Annotated in this window: 19 protein-coding genes; 10 read left to right on the top strand and 9 right to left on the bottom strand. The window is 72.8% G+C overall.

The genetic code is table 11. The annotated features are described in order from the left end of the window. The 5 genes from lanKC to AB0C16_RS11365 all read left to right on the top strand — a co-directional run bounded on the left by lanKC (position 1) and on the right by AB0C16_RS11365 (position 8177). Positions 1–2574 (top strand): class III lanthionine synthetase LanKC, encoded by a 2574-nt coding sequence (gene lanKC, locus AB0C16_RS11385; RefSeq protein WP_357681451.1) that lies wholly within the window; start codon positions 1–3, stop codon positions 2572–2574. A 4-nt stretch (positions 2575–2578) separates the two neighbouring features. Continuing rightward, entirely contained in the window at positions 2579–2710 is a 132-nt protein-coding gene (locus AB0C16_RS11380; RefSeq protein WP_357681449.1) for a SapB/AmfS family lanthipeptide, read from the top strand. Between the two features lie 75 nt (positions 2711–2785). After that, complete coding sequence (locus AB0C16_RS11375; RefSeq protein ID WP_357681447.1) at positions 2786–4480, top strand: ABC transporter ATP-binding protein; 1695 nt, start codon at positions 2786–2788, stop codon at positions 4478–4480. Beyond that, a complete protein-coding gene (locus AB0C16_RS11370) occupies positions 4477–6204 on the top strand; it encodes an ABC transporter ATP-binding protein (RefSeq protein WP_357681445.1) in 1728 nt (575 codons plus the stop codon). The genes AB0C16_RS11375 and AB0C16_RS11370 overlap by 4 nt, the downstream gene beginning before the upstream one ends. Next, a complete protein-coding gene (locus tag AB0C16_RS11365; protein ID WP_357681443.1) occupies positions 6201–8177 on the top strand; it encodes a prolyl oligopeptidase family serine peptidase in 1977 nt (658 codons plus the stop codon). The genes AB0C16_RS11370 and AB0C16_RS11365 overlap by 4 nt, the downstream gene beginning before the upstream one ends. A gap of 44 nt (positions 8178–8221) precedes the next feature. Here AB0C16_RS11365 and AB0C16_RS11360 read toward each other — a convergent pair whose 3' ends face one another. Continuing rightward, positions 8222–8827, bottom strand: coding sequence for a response regulator transcription factor (locus tag AB0C16_RS11360; RefSeq protein WP_357681441.1), 606 nt, complete (start codon positions 8825–8827; stop codon positions 8222–8224). Between the two features lie 201 nt (positions 8828–9028). After that, on the bottom strand, positions 9029–10066 hold the full coding sequence (locus AB0C16_RS11355; protein ID WP_357681439.1) for a zinc-dependent alcohol dehydrogenase family protein: 1038 nt from the start codon (positions 10064–10066) through the stop codon (positions 9029–9031). Positions 10067–10267: 201 nt separating this feature from the next. Between AB0C16_RS11355 and AB0C16_RS11350 the strand changes: the two genes are divergently transcribed. After that, on the top strand, positions 10268–11677 hold the full coding sequence (locus AB0C16_RS11350; RefSeq protein WP_357681437.1) for a glutamate--cysteine ligase: 1410 nt from the start codon (positions 10268–10270) through the stop codon (positions 11675–11677). A 61-nt stretch (positions 11678–11738) separates the two neighbouring features. Beyond that, positions 11739–12773 (top strand): hypothetical protein, encoded by a 1035-nt coding sequence (locus tag AB0C16_RS11345; protein WP_357681435.1) that lies wholly within the window; start codon positions 11739–11741, stop codon positions 12771–12773. A 14-nt stretch (positions 12774–12787) separates the two neighbouring features. Here AB0C16_RS11345 and AB0C16_RS11340 read toward each other — a convergent pair whose 3' ends face one another. Beyond that, a complete protein-coding gene (locus AB0C16_RS11340) occupies positions 12788–13504 on the bottom strand; it encodes a PaaX family transcriptional regulator C-terminal domain-containing protein (RefSeq protein ID WP_357681433.1) in 717 nt (238 codons plus the stop codon). A 31-nt stretch (positions 13505–13535) separates the two neighbouring features. Between AB0C16_RS11340 and AB0C16_RS11335 the strand changes: the two genes are divergently transcribed. Next, entirely contained in the window at positions 13536–15233 is a 1698-nt protein-coding gene (locus AB0C16_RS11335; protein ID WP_357681431.1) for an acyl-CoA dehydrogenase family protein, read from the top strand. A 360-nt stretch (positions 15234–15593) separates the two neighbouring features. Here the strand turns inward: AB0C16_RS11335 and AB0C16_RS11330 are convergent, their stop codons facing one another. The 4 genes from AB0C16_RS11330 to AB0C16_RS11315 all read right to left on the bottom strand — a co-directional run bounded on the left by AB0C16_RS11330 (position 15594) and on the right by AB0C16_RS11315 (position 21611). Further along, positions 15594–16280: a class I SAM-dependent methyltransferase gene (locus tag AB0C16_RS11330; RefSeq protein ID WP_357681429.1), complete on the bottom strand. Its 687-nt coding sequence runs from the start codon at positions 16278–16280 to the stop codon at positions 15594–15596. A 229-nt stretch (positions 16281–16509) separates the two neighbouring features. Then, positions 16510–18765 (bottom strand): DUF4132 domain-containing protein, encoded by a 2256-nt coding sequence (locus tag AB0C16_RS11325; RefSeq protein WP_357681427.1) that lies wholly within the window; start codon positions 18763–18765, stop codon positions 16510–16512. A 48-nt stretch (positions 18766–18813) separates the two neighbouring features. Then, positions 18814–21216: a DUF4132 domain-containing protein gene (locus tag AB0C16_RS11320; RefSeq protein WP_357681426.1), complete on the bottom strand. Its 2403-nt coding sequence runs from the start codon at positions 21214–21216 to the stop codon at positions 18814–18816. A 2-nt stretch (positions 21217–21218) separates the two neighbouring features. Continuing rightward, the gene (locus AB0C16_RS11315) at positions 21219–21611 is read right to left on the bottom strand and encodes a hypothetical protein (RefSeq protein WP_357681423.1); all 393 of its coding nucleotides are present in this window, start codon (positions 21609–21611) and stop codon (positions 21219–21221) included. 149 nt (positions 21612–21760) lie between these two features. Between AB0C16_RS11315 and AB0C16_RS11310 the strand changes: the two genes are divergently transcribed. Beyond that, complete coding sequence (locus tag AB0C16_RS11310; RefSeq protein ID WP_357681421.1) at positions 21761–22501, top strand: crotonase/enoyl-CoA hydratase family protein; 741 nt, start codon at positions 21761–21763, stop codon at positions 22499–22501. Positions 22502–22804: 303 nt separating this feature from the next. Here AB0C16_RS11310 and AB0C16_RS11305 read toward each other — a convergent pair whose 3' ends face one another. Further along, positions 22805–24076, bottom strand: coding sequence for an FAD-binding oxidoreductase (locus AB0C16_RS11305; protein WP_357681418.1), 1272 nt, complete (start codon positions 24074–24076; stop codon positions 22805–22807). Between the two features lie 228 nt (positions 24077–24304). On the opposite strand from AB0C16_RS11305, the gene ligD reads away from it, so the two are divergent. Next, complete coding sequence (gene ligD, locus AB0C16_RS11300) at positions 24305–25486, top strand: non-homologous end-joining DNA ligase (protein ID WP_357681416.1); 1182 nt, start codon at positions 24305–24307, stop codon at positions 25484–25486. A 44-nt stretch (positions 25487–25530) separates the two neighbouring features. Here ligD and AB0C16_RS11295 read toward each other — a convergent pair whose 3' ends face one another. Beyond that, complete coding sequence (locus AB0C16_RS11295; RefSeq protein WP_357681413.1) at positions 25531–25881, bottom strand: cupin domain-containing protein; 351 nt, start codon at positions 25879–25881, stop codon at positions 25531–25533.

Here is a 25881-nt window from a genome sequence, read left to right as displayed (position 1 = left end):
ATGGACCAGTATGAGCTGTACTGCCTCGCGGATCGTCATTTCTACGACACTCTTGAGCACAGTACGGCCGACGAGGCCGGCTTTCCCATTCTGCGCAGGCCGGCGCCCGACAACTGGTCATCTGAGGTCACCGACACCTGGTGCTATTACGCGCCCGGCGGGCAGCCGCCGATGCCCGCGCAGGGTTGGAAGATTCACGTGTCGGCCCGGCTCGACGACGCCGAGAAAGCGATAGCGGCCGTCTACGACTACTGCGTGCCCCGGGCGATCGCGTTCAAGTTCCTGCGCGGCCCGGCCGTCCTGGTCATGGTCAACTCCAAGGCCGCCTCGCGCGCCTCCAGCGGCAAGCTGATCACCATCTACCCGAGGGACGAGGCACAGCTCGAGCTCGTCCTGAAGGAGCTGCACGAGCTGCTGCGCGACATCCGGGGCCCCTACATCCTCAGCGACCTGCGCTACGGCGAGGGACCGCTGTTCGTCAGGTACGGCGGCTTCGCCGAGCGGCACTGCCTGTCCGGCGGCGAGCGGGTGCTGGCCCTCGAGGACGGCGCCGGACGGCTCGTCCCCGACGTGCGCGGCGCCACCTTCTCGGTGCCACCGTGGGCGACGCTGCCGGAGTTCCTGGAGCCGCACCTGGCCGCCCGCAACGCGGTCACCATGAGCGGCCTGCCGTACGAGATCGACACGGTGCTGCACTTCTCCAACGGCGGCGGCGTCTACCTCGCCCGTCACCTGCCCACCGGCGACCGGGTCGTGCTGAAGGAGGCCAGGCCGCACGCCGGCCTCGACGCCGCCGGCCGGGACGCGGTGACGCGACTGGCGCACGAGCGCGACATCCTGGAACGCCTGGCCGGCCTCGAGGCGGCGCCCGAGCTGCGCGACCACTTCACCGTCGGCGAGCACCACTTCCTCGTTCAGGAGTTCGTCGACGGCACCCCGCTGCAGCGGCGCCTGGTGCACCGTTACCCGCTCACCCGCGCGACCTGCACCGCCGACGACGTGGCCGACTACACTCGCTGGGCACTCGGCACGCTGGAGCGGGTGGACGCGGCCATCGAGGCGCTGCACGCACGCGGCGTCGTCTTCGGCGACCTGCACCCGGACAACATCCTGCTGACCGGGAGCGGCCGCGTGGTGCTGATCGACTACGAGGTCGCCACCCTGGTCGGCGACGGGGCGCGGGCGGCGCTGGCCCACCCGGCGTTCGTGGCGCCACCCGACCGGCAGGGGGTCGACGTCGACAGGTACGCGATGGCGTGCCTGCGGCTGGGCCTGTTCGCGCCGCAGTGCACGATCATGCTGCCGCTGGGCCCCGCGAAGGTCGCGCAGCTCGGCGAGCTGGTCGCGGACACCTTCCCTGGCACCCGAGACGTGGCGCGGACGGCCGCGGCCACCATCATGGGCCGCGACCGGGCCGAGGCGGAGGACATTCCGATGCCCGGCTCCTCGCCCTGGCCGCCGCTGCGCGCCGCGTTCCGCCGGGCCATCACGGCCGCCGCGACACCCGATCGCGACGATCGGCTGTTCCCCGGCGACGTGGCCCAGTTCCGGCCCGGCGGCGGCCTGAACCTCGCCCACGGCGCGGCCGGCGTCCTGTACGCGCTGGCGGTCAGCGGGGCCGGGCGCTTCCCCGAGTACGAGAGCTGGCTGCGCGAGCGGGCACTGCGCCCGCTCCAGGGATCGGGCCTCGGACTGTACGACGGGCTGCACGGCATCGCCCATGTCCTCGACCGGCTCGGGCACCGCGACGACGCGCTCGACCTGGTGGACATCTGCCTGCGCGAGAAGTGGGACGGGCTGGAGTCGGCGCTCCACTCCGGGCTGGCCGGGATCGGACTGAACCTGCTGCACCTCGGCGAGCCCGAGATGACGAAGGCCGCCCTGCGAGCCGTCGACATCTGCGCCGACCGGCTCGGTGGCCCCGGCGACGTGCCCGAGACCAGCGGCGGCGCCCATCCGAAGGCCGGGCTCATGTACGGCTCCAGCGGGCCCGCCCTGTTGTTCCTGCACGCCTACGAGCACACCGGCGACACGTCGCTGCTCGACCTGGCGGCCGTCGCGCTCCGGCAGGACCTGCGCAGGTGCCGGGTGGCCGAGGACGGCTCGCTCCAGGTGAACCAGGGCTGGCGGCTGCTTCCCTACCTGGACGAGGGCTCGGCCGGCATCGCGCTGGTGCTCGCCCGCTATCTGACCCACCGCGACGACCCGGCGCTCGCCGCCGCGCTCGCGGACCTGCTCAAGGCGGCCCGCTCGGGCTTCTTCGTGCAGCCGGGCCTGTTCACCGGCCGCGCAGGCATCATCGCCGCGCTCGCCGGGGTGCCGCCGGAGCCGGACACCGGCCAGGTGCTGGAGGCGCACGTCAAGGGCCTGTGCTGGCACGCGTTGTCGTACGGCGGTGGCCTGGCGTTTCCGGGCGACCAGCTGCTGCGGCTCTCCATGGATTTCGCGACTGGTTCGGCAGGTGTCCTCTTCGCCCTGAACACGGTGCTGGGCGAGAACCCGGGACACCTGCCGTTCCTGAAGGCCGCGCCTGCAGTGCGGCCTGTCACCCACGACTCCCGGAAGGAGGTGTAAGACCATGGTACTTCTCGACCTGCAAGGGCTCGAGACTCCGGCAAGCAGCGACGTCGCCAGCGGCGGCAGCACGCTTACGGCTCTCGGATGTCACTCCGGCAAGCCCAGCAACCTCAGTGTCGCTCTCTGCCACTGATCCGTGATGCCGATCCCCGCACCGCCCGAGAAGGCCGGTGCGGGGATCTTCAGACTTGACGCGAGGAGGCTCGGGGTGCTCGCCGGAGACCGGCTGGTCACGCACGCGGTACGGCGGAACGGGCCGTGGACCGCGATCCTGGCGGTCACGGCCGCCGGGGGCGCGGCCGGCGAGCTGGCCCTGCCGTACGTGGCCGGCCGGACCGTCGACGCGTTCGTCGCCGCCGAACCCGCGGCCGCGGAGTGGCTGGCCGGCTGCGCGGCGGTCGTCGCCTGTGTGGTGCTCTGCGAGAGCCTCGGTGTCTGGGCCGGCGGCGCGAGCGGGGCCTGCGCCGCCGCTCGGCTGCGTCTCAGGGTGCTGCGCCACGTGCTCGGCGCCGGCCCGGCCGTCACCCGCCGCTTTCCCGAGGGCGAGCTCGTCACCCGCGCCGGGCTGAACGCCGAGGAGGTCGGGCGGGCTCCCGAGTCGGTCACCGGGGCGCTCGCGCTGCTGGTGCCCACAGCCGGCGCGGTCGTGGCGCTCACCCTCATCGCTCCCGTGCTCACGCTGACCCTGCTCGCCGGCATCGTGCTCACCCTGCTCGTGCTCAACACCTTCCTGCGCGCGACCACCACGATCGCGGGCGGCTACCAGGAGGCGCAGGGCGAACTCGCGGCAGGTCTCGTCGAGGCGCTCGACGGGGCGCGCACGATCGCCGCCGCCGGAACCGCCGGCCGGGAGGCGCTGCGCGTGCTGCGGCCGCTGCCCCGGCTGCGCCTGCACGGCATGCGGCTGTGGCGCGCCAACGCGACGGCGGGGGTGCGCGCCGGACTTGTCGTGCCGCTGGTGGAGGTGGCCGTGCTGGTGGTCGGCGGCTTCATGCTGGCCGCGGGCGCCCTCACGGTGGGCGAGCTGTACGCCGCCGCCAGGTACGCGGTGCTCGGCGCCGCCCTGAGCGGCGCCCTCGGTTTCGTCGGCGGCCTGGCCAGGGCGCGGGCCGCGGCCGGGCGGGTGGCCGAGGTGCTCGCCGTGCCCCGGCCCCGCCACGGGACCCGGACCCTGCCGCCCGGGACGGGCACCGTGGAGTTCCGCGACGTGACGGCCGCCGACCTGAGCGTGCCGGAACTGGTGATCCCCGGCGGCTCGGTCACGGCCGTGATAGGGCGGTCCGGGTCGGGCAAGTCGCTGCTCGCGGCGCTCGCGGCCCGGCTGGCCGACCCCGACGGCGGCACGGTCCTGCTCGACGGGGTCCCGCTGCCCGAACTGGCCCGCGACGAGCTCAGGCGCGCCGTCGGCTACGCCTTCGAACGTCCCGTCCTGGTCGGCGCCACGATCGCCGACGCCATAGCCCTCGGCGACGGGCCCGGTGTCGTGCGGTCGGTTGGCGTCGAGCTCGACGCGGTGGAGGTGGCGGCGGGGGCGGCGCGCGCCGACGGGTTCGTCAGGCGGCTGCCGCACGGGTACGCCACCCGGACCGCGGACGCGCCGCTGTCCGGTGGCGAGCGCCAGCGGCTCGGCCTGGCCCGGGCCTTCGCCCAGGGAGAGCGCCTGCTGGTTCTCGACGACGCCACCTCCAGCCTCGACACCGTGACCGAACGCGAGGTCGGCCGCGCCCTCACCGCCGACCACGGCGGCCGTACCCGGCTGGTCGTCGCGCACCGCCTCGCCACGGCCGCCCGCGCCGATCAGGTCATCTGGCTGGAGGACGGCGCCGTACGCGGCCGGGGGCCGCACCGCGAGCTGTGGCGCGACCCCGCCTACCGGGCGGTCTTCCAGGTGGAGCAGCCATGAGGGCATTGCTGTGGCGCGCACTGCGACGCGAGCCGCGTCAGCTTGCCCGGATCTGCCTGTGGTCGGTGCTGGAGGCGGCGCCCGCCTTCCTCATCGGCCTCGCGGTCGCCCGGGCCATCGAGGACGGCTTCGCCGCGGCCCGGCCGGAGATCGGACTGGCCTGGCTGGCGGTGCTCGGCGTGGCCTGGCTGGTGGCCGCCGTGGCCGCCCGCCAGATCGTCCTCGCGGTGGCGGCCATCGCGGAGCCGTTCCGCGACGACCTGCTCGGCCACGTCGTCGGCGGAGCGGTCCGCCGCGCCGCGGCCACGCCCGGCGCGCGGCAGGACAGCGCCGCCGTCACCCGGGCCGGCCTCCAGGTCGAGCTGGCCAGGGACGCCTTCGCGGCCGTCGTCACCACCGTGCGGGGCTTCGCCTTCACCGTGGTGAGCGTGGTCCTGGGCCTGCTCACGCTCGCGCCGGGGGCCGCGACGCTGGTGTTGCCGCCGTTCGCGGCCGGGCTGGGCCTGTTCCTGGCGTCGCTGCCGCTCCTGGCACGGCGGCAGCGGGAGTTCCTGGTGGCCGACGAGCGGCTCGCCGAGGCGATGACCGCGATGGCCGGCGGGCTGCGCGACATCGTCGCGTGCGGCGCGGAGGAGCGCCAGGGCGCCCAGCTGGCCGCCCACGTGGACGCCCAGGCGTCCGCCGCACGTGCTCTGGCCAGGGTGACCGCCGTCCGCACCGCCGCGCTGGGCGTCGGCGGCCGGCTGCCCGTGGTGCTCGTGCTCGCCGGGACGCCCTGGCTGCTGAGCGGCGGTGCGGGCGCCGGAGTCGTCGTCGGCGCGCTGGCCTACGTCACCCAGTCGCTGGCGCCGGCCCTCGGCGGGCTGGTGCACGGCCTCGGGGTGAGCGGGGTCCAGCTCGCCGCGTCACTGGACCGGATCACCGCCGCCGCGCAGCCACCGCCCCCGCCCGCCGCCCGCCTCCGGCCCGAGTCCGCCGAGGTGCGCCTGCGGGAGGTCACCTTCGCGTACGGCCCGCACTCCGCCCCGGTCGTCGACGGCCTCTCGCTGTGCGTCGCCGAGGGCGAGCACCTGGCCGTCGTCGGGCCGAGCGGGGCCGGGAAGTCCACGCTGGCGGCCCTGATGAGCGGGCTGCTGCGCCCGGACACGGGGGAGGTGCTGGTCGGCGGCGTCCCCGCGGACCACGCCGAGCACGCCGCCCGGGTGCTCATTCCCCAGGAGGCGTACGTCTTCCGCGGCACCCTGCGCGAGAACCTCACCTACCTCCGTGCCTCGTCAGACGGCGAGGGCGGTGGCCAGGTCGGACATGAGGAGGCGGCCGAGGAGGCGGAGCTCGCGGCGGCGGTGCACGCCCTGGGAGCGGCCGATCTGGTGGCGGCCGTGGGCGGGTACGACGCCCGCCTCGACCCGGGCGCGCTGTCGGCGGGACAGCGGCAGCTCATCGCGCTGGTGCGCGCCTACCTGTCGCCCGCCCGCCTGGCCATCCTGGACGAGGCCACCTGCCACCTCGATCCCGCCGCCGAGGCGCGGGTGGAGAACGCCTTCGCCGCCCGCGGCGCCACGCTCGTCGTCGTCGCGCACCGGATCACCTCGGCCCGGCGCGCCGGCCGCATCCTGCTCATGGACGGCGGCCGGGTCCAGGCCGGCACCCACGACGAGCTCGTACGCACCGCATCCCTGTACGCCGACCTGGTCGGCCACTGGCAACCGGAGCCCGTGTCATGAGATATCCAGAGGCAAGGCGATCGCCACTCGTCGACAACCTGCACGGCCACCTCGTCCCCGACCCCTACCGCTGGCTGGAGAACCCCAGCGATCCCGCGACCCGAGCCTGGCAGGCCGCTCAGGACCGGCTGTGGCGCGACCGGGCGGCCGGGCTCCCGCTGCGCGAGCGGTTCGCGGCCCGCCTGGCCGAGCTGGCCGTCACAGGGCTGGTCACCCCGCCGGTGTGGCGGGGCGAGCATCGCTTCCACCTTTCCCAGTCCGCCGGGCAGGAGCATCCGGTGCTCTGCCTCGACGACGAGGTGATCCTCGATCCCATGCGGCTCGATCCCAGCGGCCTCACCACCCTCGACGACTGGCAGCCCGACCCGGACGGCCGGCGGCTCGCCTACCAGGTGTCCAGGCGCGGCGACGAGCGGGCCGACCTGTACGTCATGGACCTCGGCACCCGCCAGGTGGTCGACGGCCCGGTGGGCGGCTGCCGTTACTCCCCGGTCGCCTGGCTGCCGGGCGAGGCGGCGTTCCTCTACGTCCGTTTCCGCCAGGGCGTCTACCTGCACCGCCTCGGGCAGCCGGACGACGCCCAGGTCTTCACGCGCGGGGCGGTGCCGTACGGGCTGCGGATCGACGCCGGCCGCTGGCTGACCATCTCCGCGGGCACCCGGGCCGGGAACGACGTCTGGCTGGCCGACCTGTCCACCTGCTCCGCGCTGCGGCCCGGACTACGCGCCGTAAATGAGGAACTGGAGGCCAACACGGCAGCGGCCGTCGGCCACGACGGACGCGTCTACCTGCTGACCGACCACGGGGCGCCTCGGCGCAGGCTGTGCGTCGCCGACCCGGCGGCCCCCGCCGCCTGGAAGGAGCTGATCCCCGAGGATCCCGAGGCGGTGCTCGGCGCCTTCACCCTCCTCGACGGCGACCGGCTCCTGGTCACCCGGACCCGCCACGCCGTCGGCGAGATCGGCGTCCACGACGCCGTCACCGGGACGCGGCTGGCCACCGTGCCCCTGCCCGGCAGCGGGACCGTCACCTCGCTGACGTCCCGGCCGGACGGCGGCCACGAGGCGTGGTTCGGTTACACCGACGCCGTCACTCCCGCCGAGGTGTGGCGCTACGACGCGCGCCGCGAGCGGGCCGTCAGGTGGGCCGCGCCGCCCGGTCACGTGCCGCCGCCGCAGGTGGAGAGCCATCGCCTGGAGTACCGTTCCGCCGACGGCACCCTCGTGCGCATGGTCGTCTCCGCGCTTCCTGGGCGGAACGGGCCCCGGCCGGCGATCCTGACCGGTTACGGCGGGTTCGGGATGCCGCTCACGCCCGGTTACGCGGCCGACTCACGTGCCTGGATAGAGGCCGGCGGAGTTCTGGCGGTCGCCGGCCTGCGCGGCGGCGGCGAGGAGGGAGAGGCCTGGCACCGCGACGGCATGCTGGACCGCAAGCAGAACGTCTTCGACGACTTCATCGCCGCCGCTGAGAGACTCGTCGCGGACGGGTGGACGACGCCCGAGCAACTGGCCGTCTGGGGCGAGTCCAACGGCGGTCTGCTCGTCGGCGCGGCCGTGACCCAGCGACCCGGCCTGTTCGCCGCGGTCGTCTGCTCAGCGGGCCTGCTCGACATGGTCCGATACGAACGGTCCGGACTGGGGCCGTCCTGGACGGCCGAGTACGGCTCCGCCGACAGTCCCGAGCAGCTACGCTGGCTGCTCGCCTACTCGCCCTACCACCACGTCCGCGACGGGGTGGACTATCCGGCGACGCTGTTCACCGTCGCGGGGGCGGACTCCAGGGTCGACCCGATGCACGCCCGCAAGATGTGCGCCGCGCTGCAGCGGGCCACTTCGGGCGACCGGCCGATCCTGCTGCGGCACGAGCCCGACGTCGGCCACGGTGCCCGCGCGGCCAGCCGCTCCATCATGCTCGCCGCCGACATCCTGGCCTTCGTGGCCGACAGCACCGGCCTGACAGTACCGGCCTGACAGCACCGCGGCACCGGCCTGGGACCGGCCGGGGCCGGGCGTGTTCAGATCCAGCCCGACTCGCGGGCGATGCGAATGGCGTCGATGCGGCTGCGCGCGCCGAGCTTGGCCGTACTGCGATGCAGGTAGTTTCGGACCGTTCCTATGGACAGGAACAGCGAGGCGGCGATCTCCGACACCGACGCACCCTCGGCCGCCGCGCCGATCACGTCCAGCTCGCGCGCCGTCAGGGGCGCCTCGGGCGGGGTCATCGCGGCGATGGCGATCTCCGAGTCGATGACACGCTCCCCGGAGGCGACCCTGCGGATGGCGTCCGCCAGCTGATGGGGTGGCGCGTCCTTGGCCATGAACCCCCGCACGTGCGCGTCCAGCGCCCGCCGCAGCAGCCCGGGTGTGCCGACACCGGTGAGGATCAGGACCCCGCATCCGGGCAGATGGTCGTGCAGCTCGCCCGCGGCCATCAGGCCGTCCTTGCCGGGTAACGCGATGTCCAGCACCGCGACGTCCGGCTGGGTGGCACGTGCGGCGGCGAGAATGTGGTCACCCCTGCCCACCTCGGCGACGACCTCGATGTCCTCCTCGTATGCCAGCAAAGCCACGATCGCCCCGCGCACCAGATGCATGTCCTCAGCGAGCAGAGTTCGGATCACGGTTGTCCTCGCGGTCAGCCAGCAAATCCTTACCGATCACAGCAGCGTCAGGCCGCCGTCCACCGCCAGAACCTGCCCGGTGACGTAAGAAGCATGCCCAGAAAAGCGGGAAAAATCACCACGTTGGTGACTGTCCTGGCTGCCCATCGGCACCCGCACCCGCTTGCGGGATCGACCCCGCCGGGCAGGGAGCGGAACCGGTCAGAGCGGGGAGCCGGGGGTGATCATCGTCACTCCGGGCACCGAGCCGATCGAGGCCAGCGCCTTGCCCGCGTCGGCCAGCCCGATCGTCCGGGTGACCAGCTGGTCGGGATGGAGCAGCCCGGCCCTGATCATCTCCAGCATCGGCGGATAGGCGTGCGCCGCCATCCCGTGGCTGCCGAGCAACCGCAGCTCCTGGCCGATCACCCGGCTCATCGGGATCGGCGTCGCGTCGCCCGGCAGCAGCCCCACCTGGACGTGGCGGCCCCGGCGGCGCAGGCTCTCGACGGAGGCCGCGCACGTGCGCGGGCTGCCCAGCGCGTCGATCGACACGTGCGCCCCGCCCCTGGTCAGCTCCCGCACCTGAGCGCCCACGTCACCGGCCGAGCCGTCGACGAAGTGCGTGGCGCCCGCCTGCTCGGCCAGGTGGAGCGCGTCGGTGCTGATGTCGACGGCCACCACCCGCGCCCCGGCCGCCGAGGCGATCATGACGGCGGACAGGCCGACCCCGCCGCAGCCGTGCACGGCCACCCACTCGCCCGGCCGCACCTCGCCGACCTGCGCCACGGCGCGGAAGGCGGTGGCGAAGCGGCAGCCCAGGCCGGCCGCGGTGACGTAGGACATCTCCTCGGGCACCGGGATGAGGTTGACGTCGGCGTGGTCGATGGCCACGAACTCGGCGTAGGAGCCCCAGTGGGTGAATCCGGGCTGGGTCTGCCGCTCGCACACCTGCTGCTCGCCGGCCGCGCACGCCGGGCAGGACCCGCAGGCGCACACGAACGGGACGGTCACGCGGGCGCCGGGCAGCCAGCCGCGCACGTCGGAGCCGACCGCCTCCACGACCCCGGCCAGCTCGTGGCCGGGGACGTGCGGCAGGACGCGGATATCGGGGTCGTGGCCCTGCCACCCGTGCCAGTCGCTGCGGCACAGGCCCGTCGCCTCGACCCGGATCACCGCCCCGTGTGAGGCGGGGGATGGGTCGGGCAGCTCGCGCAGGTCGAGCTCCCCACCGAAGACGTCAAAGGCAACAGCTCGCATCTCATGAGCTTAGAGTCTGTTGCCGCAGGTCGCGCAAGGCCTGGTGGAGGCGGAGCCGGGTTCGGCGGTGTGGGAGGCGAGGCGGGGATCGTCGCCATCGGGCACCGGCGAGCGGGTTCCAGGCGAGGAGCCTTCCGGCGTGCCGAGGGCCTTGTGGGCTGGTGAGGTGTGGAGCCTCCCTTACCGGACAGTAAGGGTGGCATGGGACGAGATCTAGACAAGGAGCGCTTCTCCGAAGAGGAGTACACCCGCTTCGGAGAGCGGCTCGACGAGCAGCTGGGCGTGCTGCGCGAGCTGCTGGATGAGCCGGGGTTCGGTGAGGGACCCACGACGATCGGGGCGGAGCTGGAGCTGTTCCTGGTGGACGGCGAGGGGCGGCCGCTGTCCCGCAACGAGGAGGTGCGCGAGTCGCTCGACGACTCCCGCGTGGTGCTGGAGCTGGGCCGGTTCAACCTGGAGGTCAACCTGACCCCGGTGCCGCTGGCCGGCCGGCCGTTCGAGCGGCTCGGCGCGGAGATCCAGGAGACGGTGACCAGGGTCGACGCCGCGGTCGGCGGGCTCGTGGACCAGGGCGGGGCGCTGCCGATCGGCATCTTGCCGACGCTCGGCACCGACGACTTCACCCGGGAGGCGATCAGCGACCAGAACCGGTACCGGGCGATGAGCAGGGGCGTCAGGCGGCTGCGGCTCGAACCGTTCATGGTCAAGATCGAAGATCTGGAGCTGTCGGTCGAGGACGTCATCCTGGAGGCGGCCAACACCTCCTGGCAGGTGCACATCCGCACCCCGCCCGACCGGTTCGCCCGGCTGTTCAACGCCGCGCAGCTCGCCATCGGGCCGGTGCTGGCCGTCTGCGGCAACTCGCCGTTCTTCCTCGGCAGGCAACTGTGGGAGGAGACCAGGATCGCGCTGATGGAGGAGGCCGCCGACGACCGCGACGTCGAGCGGCGCTACCGCAAGGACGGGCGGGTCACGTTCGGCTCCGACTGGGTGCGCGAGGGCGCCTACGAGCTGTTCGAGAGGTACGTCCGCGACTACGACCCCATCCTGCCCGACCTGACGGACGACGCCGGCCCGCTCGACGTGCCCGAGCTGAGGCTGCACCAGGGCACGGTGTGGCAGTGGAACCGGCCGGTGTACGACCCGGCCGACGGCGGCCATCTGCGCGTCGAGATGCGCGCCCTGCCGGCGGGGCCGTCCTGCGCCGACATGACGGCCAACACGGCGTTCCTGCTCGGGCTGACCCTGGCGCAGGCCGAGCGTGACCTGACCGGCTACCGGTTCGCCGAGACGTACCAGAACTTCTACCGCGCGGCCATGCACGGTCTGGACGCCAAGCTCTCGTGGCCGGACAGGGACGGCGAGTTCGAGGCCGCCGACCTGGTGCTGAGTCTGCTGCCGGAGGCGCGGGCCGCGCTGCTGGCGGCCGGGGTGGTGCCGGACGAGGTGGACCGCGCGCTCGGTGTGATCGAGGAGCGGACCCGGCTGCGCCGTACCGGGTCGGTCTGGCAGCGGGAGGCGCTCGCCCGCCTGGGCGGCGACCGGGACCGCCTCGTGCGCGAGTACCGGCAGAACGTGCTGACCGGCGTCCCGGTGCACTTGTGGCGTTAACTACAACTTTGGCCGCCCCTCGTCCGTCACACTGTCAAAGAGACGGAAAAGCGAGGAATACATGGCGGCAACGGGGATGGTTCCGACCGACAGCGCGCCCTTCGCCTTACGGCGGGACACCGGCACCCTCGCCGAGGGCGCCGCCAAACTGGCCAAGGACCTCGGCGCCGTCACCGTCGAGACGGTGCTGGCGCGGGGCAACAGGACCGCGGTGCGCAACGGAGCGGCGGCGGCGCTGGGCAGGATGCAGCCCAGACCGGCCGACTGGTACGCCTTCGACCAGGCCGACCAGGACACCGCCGACTGGTATCCGCAGGGGCTCACGTGCGGCGAGGACTCGGGGTCCGTGAACGTGCCGGTGTTCGCGGTCAGCTGGTATTTCAAGCCGCTGCCGCCGGTGCCCGAACGCGGGATCAGGGTGACCTTCCTGAGCCCGCGCACCCTGAAGTACCAGCACGCGCTGCTGGTCGAGGCCAGGCCGGACGGGTCGTACCGGCCGATCGACATCCACGCGGGGGGCATGGCGTGGTACGGCGGCCTGCTCTACGTGGCCGACACCACGCGAGGGCTGCGGGTGTTCGACCTGAAGAACCTGCTCGACCTGCGCACGGCCCAGAACGACGTCGGCGACCCCCAGCGGATCGGCCGCCTGAACGGCAGGTTCCACGCGTTCGGCTACCGCTACGTGATCCCGCAGACCGACTTCTGGCGCGTCGCGCAGCCGGGGCCGCGCTTCTCGTTCGTGTCGATCGACCGCGGCGCCGGCTCGCACGCGCTCGTCTCCGGTGAGTACTCCGAGGCCAGCCCCGACGGCCGCGTCTTCAGGTGGGACCTGCCTCTGGACAGTGGCACTCCGCGGGACGCCTACGTCATGGGTCACCCGAAGATCCAGGGCGCCGTCTCGGCCCGCGACAGGTGGTATCTGAGCCAGGCGGCCGACGCCGCCACCAACGGCAGGCTGCACGTCTACAGCGCGGGCAAGCTCCTCACCCGCCAGTTCCCGATCGGGCCGGAGGACCTGACCGTGCGGGGCGCCAAGGTGTGGAGCGTCACCGAGTTCCGGAACAAGCGGGTGATCTTCGGGGTCGACCTGTGAGGGCCGTGGAGGGGTCAGTCCCTGAGGTGCCGGTTGAGCAGCTCCCGGTAGCGGCGGTCGAAGTCGTCGTAGCGGGCCCGTAGCGCGCCGCCCGGCCAGCCGGCGGGCAGCAGCTCCTCGGGCAGCAGCGGATCGGCCAGCAGGTGGCGCAGCACCGCCGCCGACACCAGGAAGCCCTCGGCCAGCCCTTCGGCCCGATCCAGGGCCCGCCGCAGGCGGTGCGCCTCGGCCGCCCAGCCGTCGAGATCCCACAGCAGGGGAGTGGGGTCGCCGTGCGGGCGGCCGTCGATCAGCGTGCACTGCTCGGTGACGGTCTCCGGCCAGGCGCGCAGCAGGTTGGCGGGCCGCATCCAGGTGCCCTCGCGCAGCTCGGCCAGGCGCAGCGCGGTCATCGTGTGCCGGAACGCGGCCCGGTCGGCGGGCGCGCGGCGCTCGGCGGTGACGACGGCGATCTCCCAGGCGCCGTCCCACGGCTTCGGATGCGGGTCGCGGCTCTCGTCCTGCCGGGCCTGGCGCTCGATCAGTCGTTCCGACAGCGTGTAGCGGCCTCCGGCCTGGACGAGGTCGCCCGCGGCCACCATCCGCGACAGCGCCACCCGCACCGTGCCCTCGGCGATGCCGAACAGCGCGCCGATGCGCACCAGGTGGCGGGCGGCCAGCTCCGGCGGGTGGCTGCCCAGCAGCGCGCTCAGCACGGCCGACCGGGCACTCAGCCCATTACGCACTTCCATCGCGTGTCGAGTATATGTAACACTCGCGGGTATGGGGAGCTATCTCATCGAACCGTTCGACGGCAGCGACCGCTACGCGACCGAGCGCTACCAGGGCGCCGCCGGGCGCAACTGGTGGAGCTGCGACCCGTCGCTGCGCCTGCTCATGCGGCGCCACCTCGGCGACGGCTACGCCTGGGCGGAGCCGCACCTCGAGAAGCTGGGAGCCCTCATGGGCGGCCCGATCGCCCGCCACGCGGAGGAGACCGACCGCAACCCGCCACGGCTGGAGAAGTACGACCGCTGGGGCAGGGACGTCAGCGAGGTCGTCATGCCGCCCTCCTTCCACGCGGCCAGAGACGCGCTCATGGCCGACAACTTCACCTCGCCGGCCTTCGCGGAGCGGGCCCGCGCGCACGGGGCGACCCCGGAGGCGCTCGCCGCCGCCTGGACCTACCTGCTCGACCAGGCCGACATCGGCATGGGCTGCGCCCTCGGCACCGGCGGCGACATGGTGGTGTCGCTGGCCGAGAAGCACGCGCCCGGCGACGTCAAGGAACGGGTGCGGGAGATCTTCGCCAACGGCTTCTACTCCGGCGAGGCCGCGCAGATGTTCACCGAGCGCACCGGCGGCTCCGACCTGGCCGCGCTGGAGGCCACGGCCGTCCCCGACGGCGACGCGTGGCGGCTGTCCGGCCTCAAGTGGTTCGCCTCCAACGCGGGCGGGTCGGCGTTCGTCGTCCTGGCCCGCCGCGACGGCGGCGACGTGGCGCCGTTCCTGGTGCTGTGGGAGCGGCGCGACGGCTCGCGCAACGCGGTGCGGATCAGGCGGCTCAAGGACAAGCTCGGCACCCGCTCCGTCGCCTCGGCCGAGGTGGAGTTCACCGGCGCGGAGGCGTTCCTGCTCGCGGGCTCCGGCTCCGGCTCGGGCCTCGGCACGATGATGAAGCTCACCAACGCCTCCCGGCTCGGGGTGGCGATGATGGGCGTCGGAGTGGCCCGCCGCGCGCTGGTCGAGTCGCTCTGCTACGCCCGCGCCCGCGAGGCGTTCGGCCGGCCGCTGATCGAGCAGCCGCTGATGCGCCGCAAGCTGGCCGAGCTGATCGTCGAGGTCGAGGCCGCCCAGGCGCTGGTCTTCGACGGTCAGATCGGGCCCCGGCTGCGCCTCGCGCCCGCCCTGATCAAGCTGCGCGCCTCGCGGCTCGGCGTCACCGCCGCGAGCGACGCGATCGAGGTGCACGGCGGCAACGGCTACATCGAGCAGTGGCCGGTCGCCAGGCTGCTGCGTGACGCCCAGGTCAACCCCATCTGGGAGGGCGGCGACAACATCCTCTGCCTGGATGTACGCCGGGCGATGCTCCGCGAGAACGCCCACGAGCCGTTCCTTGAGCGGCTGGAGGCGGCCGTCTCGGCGGCTCCTCAGGGTGATCCCGCGACCGCCGATCTCGTGCGCTCGCGGATCGGTGATCTTCGTAAGGCGATCACCGCCTGGTCGGGCTTGGCGCCTCAGGTCGCCGAGGCTCGGCTGTTTCCGCTGGCCCAGCTCATGGCGGACGTCTACGCGGCGGCCCTGCTGCTGGAGCAGGCGGGCTGGGAGGAGAGCAACGGCTTCGGCGATCGGAAGGCTCTGGTGGCCCGGCTGTACGCCGAATTCCACCTCGTGGATCAAGGGCCGCTGCGTGGCCTCGACCGCCCGGCCGAGGACCTGGAGCGCTTCGACGATCTCCTTGCCGGGGCCTTCACGGGATGATCAACGGCAGGGCCTGGCGGAGGCTCTAGGGCAATTGCCCGGTATGCACTGCAGCTAGGGGTCTGGATGTCGATCGTCGAGTTGGGGTCGTCCGATTCGGTGATCGGGTTCGTGCAGGGCACGGCCGCGAACCCCTGACTGGGGCGGTTCCTGACGATCAACGGCGTCGCCGGGCACGCCCTCGCCTACTCCTGCGGCACATGCGGTCTGGTCCTGCGCCGTCAGCCAGGGGCACCGCCTTTGCCGTCGGCCGTGCACGATTTGCTGCCAGATATCCCGTTGGCCAAGGTGAGCCGCCTTACGACACGGTGTCCGTACGGTGGCGCCGTCCTGAACGGCACGTTCGCCAGAGGGCCTGTGTCAGCGGGGGACGGCCCGCACCCATCCGCGGTCGCCGCCGAGGAACTCGGAGATCGTCAGGCCGGCCTGGTTGAGGCAGCGCTCCAGGTAGTCGTCGTCGAGGCGGCGGCTGACGAAGGTGTGGGTCCAGTGCCGGTCGCCGATGGAGTATTCGGTGGTGGCCTGGAGCAGGCCGGGACCGGGCCGGCTGAGGTTCGTCATGCGGACGGTACGGCCGTCGCCGGTGACGCGTTCGAACGGCTGGACGGTGTCGTACCACTCGGGAGGCTTGCGCTGCAGGATCACGCAGCCGTCGGCGGCGACCTGGCGACGGCAGGTGCGCAGGAACCCGGCGCGCAGGTCGTCGTCGGCGGTCTCGATGACGAACGACATGAGCAGCACGAGGTCGAAGGCCCGCGGCAGGGCCAGGGCCTGGATGGGGGAGGCGACGGTCTCGGCGCCGGTGATGTGGGCGAGCATCTCGGGAGACTCGTCGACCGCGACGACCTCGTGGCCGAGGGCGAGCAGGGGGTGGGTGACGCGGCCGGCGCCGGCGCCGAGCTCCAGGATGCTCGCTCCGGGCGGGATGGCGGCGTGGATGAGCTCGGGTTCGCCGCTCGCGGTGAGGGTGGCGTAGTAGTCGACCGCGCAGCCGTCCGGGGTGATCGGTCCTGGACCCGTGCCGTGATAGAGCCGTCGTGAGATCATTTTTCCCATTCTGGGGCACGGTTCGGCCGATCGGGGCGGCGAAAGGGGCAACGTGCTTGGGAGTGCGAAGATTCGAAAGGTTCCGTCGGGGTCGGCATGGGCTCCGGAGGAGAGCGGCCCCCATGTGAACCACTGTGCTGCCTCGTGGAAGCCTCCTCTGTGGAGGCTCTAGCCCGGCAGATTGCCGTCATCGACGCGGACGGCTCCCTGTGAGGTCGTTACCCACAGGTCAGGGCTGGATCTGGCGGGTGATGGACGGATCGGTGATCGCCGTGTCGGCGGCCAGCAGGAACGCCTTGGACAGGATGATCGACAGCATGCCGCCGTCCTCCTCGAACGGCAGGAAGACCTGGTCGCCGGAACCGCGCGGGACGATGCACAGGTAGGCGTCGTTGGGCTCCATCAGGATGTTGCCCGAGCCCAGATGGATCTTGTAAGTCCGCAGGTCACCCCGGACCACCAGGAAACGGTCGATCAACGTGCACCGCTCGGCTATGGCCGTACGGCCGATCAACCGCGACAGCGCGTCGCGACGCACCTCGGCGGAGGGTGGCAGCGGTCCGAACGAACCCCGATGCCAGTGGTCCCGCAGCCGGTCGGCGCCCTGGTCGGTCCACTCCGGGTCGGCCGCGATCGACGTGACCGCGACGAACAGGTCCACATCGCGCATCGCCTCGCTGAACACCAGCGGCGGCACCTCGGCCAGCGGCGCCGGCCGCCACGCGCCCTCGGCCAGCCGGTGGAAGCGCACCTGGTCGGTGGCCGCGTAGCCGTCGTCGTCAGGCAGGTGCTCGTGGAAGAACGTCACCCGCCACCGCCCGCCGGCCAGCACGCGCTGCGCCTCGCCGGAGCCGCCGCCGTCCCACGGCCCCAGGTAGTCGGCGTGCCAGCCCCGCCGCTTGAACAGGGCGTACAGCTTGCGATAGTCGACCACGTGCCCGGCGAACCTGTTGGAGTAGACGCCCGTCGCCTCCTCGGCGGGTGTCAGCAGATACACCTCACGGAACGCCTGCTTGAACGGCTGCCGGAGCTCCTTGTCCTGCACGGCCTCGCGCCAGGCGCTCACCTCGGCCACCGAGGCGCGGGCGGGATGCCACAGCCGCACCGGCACGTCCGGCACGCTCAGCCCCAGCTCGGCCCGCCACTCACCGGGTGACACCTCGAACTCCCAGATCAGCCGGTCCACGACGGGTTGCCCCGCCAGCCGCCGGTAGGGCGGTGTGACGTCACCGGTGTATCCGGCCTCCAGCGCCCTGACGAGGGTCGCCTGCTGTTGCCGCACCTGTTTGGCCAGCTCTCGCAGCCGCTTGACCTCGTCGGCGTGCTCGCGTCTGACCGCCGCCGGGGCCGACTTGAGCCTCTTGTCGCCGTGCCACCACGACAGCTCGACCTCGCCCTCGGTCGAGATCACCGCCGTGTGCTCACCCACCGCCTGCCTCGTGCGCCCGTCGGGCAGCCGGAACGCGACCTCGATCCGGTCGGCCAGGGCGGGCTCGATGCGCTTGAGCATGCGGTCGAGCTGTTTGGGCACCCCCGCGTGCCGGGTCACCTGCCGGGCGGCGCGCAGCGCCGAGATCGCCTCCGGCGTCGGGTGGTCCTCCACGGCGCGGGCGATCTCGAACAGCACCCCCTGCGAGGGCAACGTCCGGGCCTGGATGGGGGCCACCGCCACCCCGCGCACCAGCCGGTCGAGCAGCTCGGGCAGCCAGGGCTCGTCCCGGAACAGGGCCAGGCGTGCGGCCCGGCCGATGGTGTCCTTCTCTCCGCTCTCGAACGCCTTGTCCGCGCGATACGGGATCGCCCCGGCGTGGATCGCGGTGACGCGGGCCTCGGCCGTCTCCAGGGTCGACCGGGCGAAGTCGAGGTAGCCGGGCAGACCGCCGAGCCGTTCCAGGACGTCGGGCAACGGCGGCGAGGCGTTGTAGGACCGTTCGCATACGGACTCGGCGAACAGCGCCCGCCGCTCCACATCCCAGCCGAGCAGCAGCTCCACCTCGGCGACCGCGATCGGCCCGCGCCCCTCGGTGAGCCGCCCGGCCACTTCGGTGTCGAGCCCCGCGAGCCCGGCCGCCGCCAGCAGTGAGAAGGGACTGTCCGGCCGGTTCTCGCGCAACAGGAACTCGACCAGGGTGCGGGCGGGATCGGCCAGCCGCTCCAGCGGCGCACCCGCCGGGCAGCGCGCCAGCGCGCCGACCCCGACGCACATGTCAGCCCATCTCCGAGTGCGCAACCCTTCCACCAGCGCGTCGAACAGCTCCGCGCACGCCTCCGGCGTGAACAGCGGCTGCCGCTGCCTGGCCTGCTCCTCGACCGAGAACCGGGCCATCCTGGCGCCTCCGTCTCGTTTCCCGACCCGGTAGGCCGCCGGCAGCAGCGCGCCGAGCTCGAACGCGCTCAACTGGGAGGTGTCGGGCCACTCCGCTGTGTCGCCGGAAGCTCCGGTCATCAGGTCCAGCAGGCGCCGCGCCAGGGGAGATAGCCGCATGCCGAAGATCCTGCCGGACGCCGCCGACAGAATCGGCCCCGGCCCGTTTCACCCGATCTGCCGGGTGATGGACGGGTCGGTGATGGCGGTGTCGGCGGCCAGGAGGAACGCCTTGGACAGGATGATCGACAGCATGCCGCCGTCCTCCTCGAAGGGCAGGAAGACCTGGTCGGCGGAGCGGCCGGGGACGATGCACAGATAGGCGTCGTTGGGCTCCATGAGGATGTTGCCGGAGCCGAGGTGGATCTTGTAGGTGCGCAGGTCGCCGCGCACCCGCAGGAAGCGGTCGGTGAGCTCCAGCCGTTCGGCGACGGCCAGGCGGGGGAGCAGCCTGGTGAGGGCGTCGCGGCGGATCCGGGCCGTCTCGGTCAGGTCGCCGAAGCCGTACGCCTGCCAGTAGTCGCCGTGGCCCTCGGGGTCCAGTCCGGTGGAGGTGACGCCGACGGCCAGGTCGGCGTCACGCAGCGTCTCCGACAAGGTGAGCGGCGGGATCTCCTCCAGCGGGATCCGACGTCCCTCGTCGTCGGTGAAGTGGAGTTCGTCGCTGACGCAGATGGAGACCGTGCCGACGTCGTCGCGCTCGAACGAGCCCTCGTCCAGGTGGAACCCCCAGTGCGCGGTCAGCCCGCCGGGCAGCTCCTTGGTGGCGTCGGCCTGGCCGGAGCCGTACTCCCAGCCCCAGTGCCCCAGCGACATGCCGGTCCAGCCGCGCCCGGTCAGCAACGCCTTGGCCTGGCCGTACCTGAGCAGGTGGTTCGCGAAGCGAAGGGAGTGGTCACGGGTCCGCTCCTCGGCGGGGGTGAGCAGGTAGACCTCACGGAAGGCCTGCTTGAACGGCTGGCGCGAGCCGTGCGAGATCAGCTGGTCGCGCCAGGCGCGGACCTCGTCCACGGTGTGGGAGATGGGGTGCCACAGGTGGACGGGGGTGTCGGGGCGAGGCTGGACGCGGCGTCCGGCGGGATCGGTCAGCTCCCATCCGCCGTCGGCCCGCACCGGGAGCCCGGTCGGACCCTGGAGGATCTCCCAGATCAGGGCGCGGCCGAACGAGCCGGTCACCGGATGATCGAGATAGAACGCGCACACGTCACTCCAGCGCTGGATCCGCCCGGTCGACAGGGCCCGTTCGACGCGGAAGCGCTCGGCCGGCAGCGCCTTCTTCAGCTCCTTGGCGGTCGCCCTGAACCCGGCCAGCAGCTCGCGGTCGACCGTCTTGGGGACGCTCTTGCGGTCGTTGTAGGTGATCGTGCCGTCCAGCGACAGCCGGAGACCGTCCACGGCGCGGGTGCCGTCGGGGTCCAGCCCGAAGGTGGGGACGGTCCGCTCCAGCAGCTGTTCGGGAGACAGACCGGTCTGTACGGCCACCGACTCCAGGGTCTGGCCGACCTTGGACAGGATGCTCTTCTTACGCACCTTTGCCTGGACCCGGGCCAGCTGTGTGACCACCGCCAGGCCGCCACGCCGAGCCAGGCACCCGATCGCGGCGTTGGCGACCAGTTCGCTGCGGGAGTTGGCGCCGGATCCGCCGACGCCGGTGCCGGTGGCCACGGCGACGTCACCCAGCGACGTGGTCACCCACGGCTCGGCCACGAGGTCGAGGGTCCAGATCATGCCACGCAGCAGTACGGCGGTGCGCTCGTGGAAATAGGTGACCTCGACGCGTTCGTAGTCGCCGTAGCGGTGGCGCACCACCTTCTCGCGGTAGGCGGGGACGTGGTCGAGCACCTCCCTGATGAGGGGGACGGCCTCGGGGGTGAGCAGCTCGGCGGCTCGCGCCGACCACTTGGGGGCGGGGTTGGCGGTCGTGGCGGAGGTCCAGTGCCGCATGAGAGGCACCAGCGCCGGGTGGCCGAGACGCCTGCCGTACTCCTCACGCACGAGTGCGGCGAAGCCGTCGCCGTCGGGCAGCAGGGAGCGGGTGGCGTCGGCGGGGTCGTCGGTGGGGTGTTCGGCCAGGAGGTCGTCCAGCACGCGCTTGGCCTGCCAGGTGGAGGCGTAGGGCATGCCGTCGAGCTCCCGCTGGGCTTGGCGCAGATGCGGCACCAGTGGTTCGCGTTCGGCCGCCGGCAGGCGCTGGATCGCGGAGATCGGGATGCGATAGAGGTGGTCGGTCTGCCGTTGCCGCTCCAGCGGGCCCAGCGTCGTGCGCCACAGCAGGTCCAGCTCGTGAGCGGTCCAGCGCAGCTTGCGCCGGGCGATGGCCGTCGGCACCGTCTGCACGATCAGGCTGCCGTCCGTCGTCCGCAGGCGCAACTGCGTCCACAACCCCATGATCCGCCATTCGGCGTCGCCCCACGTCCTGGCCAGCCCGCCCAGCGGGGTGCGGTCGGGGAACTGGTCGGAGCCCGTGGGGACGTAGGTCGCGTCGAGGTGCCGGAACGCCTCCAGCGTGGCCGGCCCGAGCTCGTCCAGCCAGCCGCGGTGCTCGGCCGGAAGGCCGTCGAGGACACCCATGTTCAGCCCCCGACCAGGGGGACGAGCTTGACGAAGGAGACCACCGGGTCGGCGGTCAGGTCGATCTCGGTGTCCAGGTCGTCGATCTGCCGGTCGCCGATGAGCAGGAGGAAGCCGTTGCGGGCGAACGCGGCCTCGGCGGCGTCGGCCTGCCTCTCCCAGTCGAGCCTGCGCGTGGTGCGCATCCGGTAGCCGTTCAGCTCGGCCTCGGCGTCCGTCGGTTTGACCAGGCCGCGGAAGTGCGCGGAGGGGGCGGCGTTGTGGCGGGCCACCTCCTCGCGGACGCGGAGCCGTACGAGTTCCCGGGCCGAGATCCGCTCGGGCAGGTCGGGAAGGGAGAACTCCTCCAGCGTCCGGCCGGTCGCCGTCTCATCGCGAAACGTCACTAACGCCATTGATAGCCCTGTTCTATGAAATGTTGGGAGATGGCGTCATTAGTAGCAGTGGTGAACGACAGAACTTCGGTGAGGCGCCCGACCCGGGCCGGGGTTGATTCCCGGCCATTCGCTCGGGATGCTGTGGGACCAGGCTCATGGAGGTAGCCATGACCGTGCGGATCGAGCGCCGGGGGCCGGTCACGACCGTCGTGATCAGCAGGCCCGAGGCGCGCAACGCCGTCGACCGCAAGACGGCCGACGGGCTGACCGACGCGTTCGGTGAGTTCGACGAGTCCGACGCCTCGGTGGCGGTGCTGTGGGGCGAGGGCGGCACGTTCTGCGCCGGCGCCGACCTCAAGGCGCTCGACAACCACGTCGGCGAGGACGGCGACGGCCCGATGGGCCCCACCAGGATGCGCCTGTCCAAGCCGGTCATCGCCGCCGTCGCCGGGCACGCGGTGGCCGGCGGGCTGGAGCTGGCGCTCTGGTGCGACCTGCGGGTGGCCGAGGAGGACGCGGTGTTCGGCGTCTTCTGCCGCCGCTGGGGCGTGCCGCTCATCGACGGCGGCACGGTCCGGCTGCCGCGGCTCGTCGGCGCCTCCCGCGCCATGGACATGATCCTCACCGGCCGCCCGGTCGGCGCCGCGGAGGCCCGCGAGATGGGCCTGGCCAACCGCGTCGTGCCCACCGGCACGGCCAGGCGCCACGCCGAGGAGCTGGCCTACGAGCTGTCCCGGTTCCCGCAGACCTGCCTGCGCGGCGACCGGCTGTCGGTGCTGGAGCAGGACGGCCTGGACGAGACCGAGGCGATCAGGAACGAGCTGCGCCACGGCCTCGTCTCGCTGCCCGGCGCGGCCGGGGGCGCGGCCCGGTTCGCCGGCGGCGCCGGCCGCCACGGAGCGTTCTGACGCGCCCCGACGTCGCGTACGGCCCCGGTGCGGGGTGTTCCGCTGGGGGACTCGCGCGTACCGTCGGCGCCCGGGCGCATGCCGGCAGCGGCGCACCCGTCCCAGGCGGGGCCCGCCTCGCGATCAGGACCACCTGACCGCCAGTGCCCAGCCTCGGCCTTCGCCCGCTGTCGTTGGGAGGCACTGAATGCTCGACTTCCTGCTGTTGCCGGCGGTGCTCGCCCCCGCGCCACTGCTCGCGATCGTGGTCCTCGCGCCGTACCGGAATCCCGGCGAGGCCCTGGAGGATCTCCCAGATGGCCGTCAGGCGTCCACCGGGAAGTTCGCCCGGATCACGCCGTGCGGGTCGCGGGCCTGCTTGAGGTCCCGAAGCCGCGCCAGCGCGTCACCGGAGAACGCCGACGCCGCCCGCTCTCCGGCCGTCAGCATGCTGTACGGCTTGCGCCCGCTGGCGTACGGCACCAGAGCGGCCCCGAGCCCGGCGATGCGGGCGGTCGTGGCCTCCGACGGCAGCCCCAACAGGTAGGCCGAGTACTGCTCGGCCAGGGGGGCCGCCGCCCCGCCACCCGCGACCGGCCGGGCCAGGGCGCCGCCCAGATGCCGGACCTGCACGCTGATCAGCGGATCCATCGGCTCCCCGAACAGCACGTCGTCCGGGAGCTCGGTGAGCAGCTCGCAGCGGGCCGTCCCCGGGCTCGGATCGGTCGGCTCGTCGCAGATCGACCCCAGCTCGGCCACCGGCAGCGGCCTGCGGCTGTCGCTCACGACCCCGTCGATCTTGTCGAAGCGGCGCAGCAGGTCGCCCGGGTGCTCGCCCAGGTAGGCGACGTCGAGCGCGACGAACCCCGGGCCCCCGGGAAACCGCAGCAGGCCGAACCAGAGCGTCAGCTCGTCCGGCGCCTCCGCGGTGACCTCCTTGAACGCCTCGAACACCGCGGCCGCCCGGTCCGCCGGCCACATCACCCGCCCGCCGTACAGGAAGGGCGCCGGGTGCAGGTCGAACTCCAGCGCGGTGACCACGGCGAAACTGCCGCCGCCGCCGCGCAGCGCCCAGAACAGCTCCGGATCGGACTCGGCGGTCACCCGCACCCTCGCGCCGTCGGCGTCCACCGCCTCGAACGCCCGCACGCTGTCCGAGGCCCACCCATGCCTGCGGCCGAACCAGCTCAGGCCGCCGCCGAGCGTGTAGCCGGTCACGCTCACCACCGGAGAGCTGCCCGCCAGGCCGATCAGGCCGAGCGGGCTCGCGGCGGCCAGCACCTCGCCCCACAACACTCCGGCACCCACCCGGGCCACTCCGTCTGAGATCTCCACCCCGTCGAGCCGCCTCGTGCGCAGCAGGATCGCGCCCTCCGTGTCACCGGACGCGCCATGCCCGCTCGCCTGGGCGGTCACCGCCAGCCCGTGCAACCGCGCATGGCTCACCACGGCCGCCACGTCGTCGGCGTCCGCCGCCTCCACGACCGCCCGCACCGGCTGGTCCACCGACAGGTGCCACGGCGTGCGCGCCTCGTCGAAACCCTCGTCGCCCTGGACGAGCACCCTGCCCTTGATCGTCTTCTTGAGTTCGTTCATGAAGCCCAGCATGCAACAAATATCTTGGGCGGGAGTTGGGGTTGACTTGGAGTTCGTGGAGATCCGACTGTTCGGCTCGGTCGAGGCTGCTGCTCACCCGCGAGCCCGGCTGCCTGCTCGCCGTCACGCCCGCCCAGACCGGCGTGCTCCGCGACGGCCACCCTGGAAGAGCTGCTGGACGGCCCGCTGGACGACCGTTCCAGAGCGGCGGCGCGTATCGTGATCAGCATGCCCGACATCGAGGTGACGGGGCGGCGGGTGCGTGTCACCAGCCCCGACAAGGTGATCTTCCCGCGGGCGGGTCATACGAAGCTCGACCTGATCCGCTACTACCTGGCCGTGGGCGAGGGCGCGCTGCGGGGCGTGTGCGGCCGCCCGATGATCCTCAAACGGTTCGTGCGCGGCATCGAGGAGGAGGCGTTCTTCCAGAAGCGGGCTCCGGCCAAGCGGCCCGACTGGATCGAGGTGGCCGAGCTGCGTTACCGCTCCGGGCTGAGCGCCGACGAGGTCGTGGTCCGTGAGCTGGCCCAGCTGGTGTGGGTGGTCAACCTGGGGTGCGTCGATCTCAATCCGCACCCGGTGCGGGCGGGCGATCTCGGCCATCCCGACGAGCTGCGGATCGACCTCGACCCGGTGCCCGGCGTCGAGTGGGCCGACGTGCTGCGCACCGCGCAGGTGGCGCGCGAGGTGCTGGCCGACCACGGGCTGACCGCCTGGCCGAAGACCTCCGGGTCGAGGGGGTTCCACGTCTACGCCCGGATCGAGGCGCGCTGGCCGTTCGCGCAGGTGCGCAGGGCGGCCGAGGCGGTGGCCCGGGAGGTCGAGCGGCGGGCGCCCGAGGTGGCCACCAGCCGTTGGTGGAAGGAGGAGCGCCACGGGGTGTTCGTCGACTTCAACCAGAACGCCTACGACCGCACCGTGGCCTCCGCCTACTCCGTGCGGGCCGTGCCGGACGCCCGGGTGTCCACGCCGCTGACCTGGGACGAGGTGCCCGGCTGCCGGCCCGAGCTGTTCACGATCGACACCGTGCCCGGGCGGCTGGCCGAGTTCGGCGACCCGTGGCAGGACATCGGCCTGCACCCGGGCTCGCTCGACGGCCTGCTGGAGCTGGCCGAGTCGCAGGGGCCCGCCCCCAGGCCGCCCAAGGGCGAGGGGCGCAGGCGGCAGGTGGTGCCGGTGATCGAGATCGCGCGGGCCGAGCACAAGGACGAGGCGATGGCCGGGTTCGAGCGGTGGAAGGCCTGTCATCCCGAGGTCGCCGCGCACCTTCGGCCCGCCGACGTGCTGGTCGACGGGATGCGGGGGCGCAGCAGCGTGTGGTATCGGATCCGGGTCAACCTTCAGCACGTGCCCGAGGCCGAGCGGCCGGAGCAAGAGCCGCTGGAGGTCGACTACGACCCCTGGCGTTAGCGCGCATGACGGTCTCGCGCCGGCGCCGACCTGAGGTCCGGCCGTCAGCGGGCCGCCGGCATCATCACATACGTCTTGCGGATCGTCTCGTGCACGTCCCAGGTGCCGCGCCAGCCGTCCGGCAGCACGATCGTGGAGCCCGGCGCGAGCTCTACGACCTGGCCGTCCTCCCCGGTCAGTGTGGCGCGGCCGGCCAGGATCTGGCAGACCTCGTGATGGCCGTCGCGCACCGCCGTGAACGAGCCGGGCTCGCATTCCCAGATGCCCGTCTCGGCCCGGCCGTCCGACCAGACCTCGAGAGTCGACTCCGACTGCCCCGTCAGGCTGGTCGGTTTCGGCTGCTCGGGAGGCAGCGCGGCGGAGTGGGCGTTCGGCAGGTGGACAAGGTGAGTCAC

This window comes from Nonomuraea sp. NPDC048916, from assembly GCF_040649575.1.
Lineage (GTDB): Bacteria > Actinomycetota > Actinomycetes > Streptosporangiales > Streptosporangiaceae > Nonomuraea.
The sequence above is the reverse complement of the archived record's forward strand: the minus strand, read 5'-3'. Positions and strand labels throughout refer to the sequence as shown.

Excerpts from the sequence above, each read along its gene's own strand:
- lanKC (WP_357681451.1), top strand. The coding sequence starts at position 1 with ATGGACCAGTATGAGCTGTACTGCCTCGCGGATCGTCATTTCTACGAC.
- AB0C16_RS11380 (WP_357681449.1), top strand. The coding sequence starts at position 2,579 with ATGGTACTTCTCGACCTGCAAGGGCTCGAGACTCCGGCAAGCAGCGAC.
- AB0C16_RS11370 (WP_357681445.1), top strand. The coding sequence starts at position 4,477 with ATGAGGGCATTGCTGTGGCGCGCACTGCGACGCGAGCCGCGTCAGCTT.
- AB0C16_RS11365 (WP_357681443.1), top strand. The coding sequence starts at position 6,201 with ATGAGATATCCAGAGGCAAGGCGATCGCCACTCGTCGACAACCTGCAC.
- AB0C16_RS11355 (WP_357681439.1), bottom strand. The coding sequence starts at position 10,066 with ATGCGAGCTGTTGCCTTTGACGTCTTCGGTGGGGAGCTCGACCTGCGC.
- AB0C16_RS11350 (WP_357681437.1), top strand. The coding sequence starts at position 10,268 with ATGGGACGAGATCTAGACAAGGAGCGCTTCTCCGAAGAGGAGTACACC.
- AB0C16_RS11345 (WP_357681435.1), top strand. The coding sequence starts at position 11,739 with ATGGCGGCAACGGGGATGGTTCCGACCGACAGCGCGCCCTTCGCCTTA.
- AB0C16_RS11340 (WP_357681433.1), bottom strand. The coding sequence starts at position 13,504 with ATGGAAGTGCGTAATGGGCTGAGTGCCCGGTCGGCCGTGCTGAGCGCG.
- AB0C16_RS11335 (WP_357681431.1), top strand. The coding sequence starts at position 13,536 with ATGGGGAGCTATCTCATCGAACCGTTCGACGGCAGCGACCGCTACGCG.
- AB0C16_RS11330 (WP_357681429.1), bottom strand. The coding sequence starts at position 16,280 with ATGATCTCACGACGGCTCTATCACGGCACGGGTCCAGGACCGATCACC.
- AB0C16_RS11325 (WP_357681427.1), bottom strand. The coding sequence starts at position 18,765 with ATGCGGCTATCTCCCCTGGCGCGGCGCCTGCTGGACCTGATGACCGGA.
- AB0C16_RS11320 (WP_357681426.1), bottom strand. The coding sequence starts at position 21,216 with ATGGGTGTCCTCGACGGCCTTCCGGCCGAGCACCGCGGCTGGCTGGAC.
- AB0C16_RS11315 (WP_357681423.1), bottom strand. The coding sequence starts at position 21,611 with ATGGCGTTAGTGACGTTTCGCGATGAGACGGCGACCGGCCGGACGCTG.
- AB0C16_RS11310 (WP_357681421.1), top strand. The coding sequence starts at position 21,761 with ATGACCGTGCGGATCGAGCGCCGGGGGCCGGTCACGACCGTCGTGATC.
- AB0C16_RS11305 (WP_357681418.1), bottom strand. The coding sequence starts at position 24,076 with ATGAACGAACTCAAGAAGACGATCAAGGGCAGGGTGCTCGTCCAGGGC.
- ligD (WP_357681416.1), top strand. The coding sequence starts at position 24,305 with ATGCCCGACATCGAGGTGACGGGGCGGCGGGTGCGTGTCACCAGCCCC.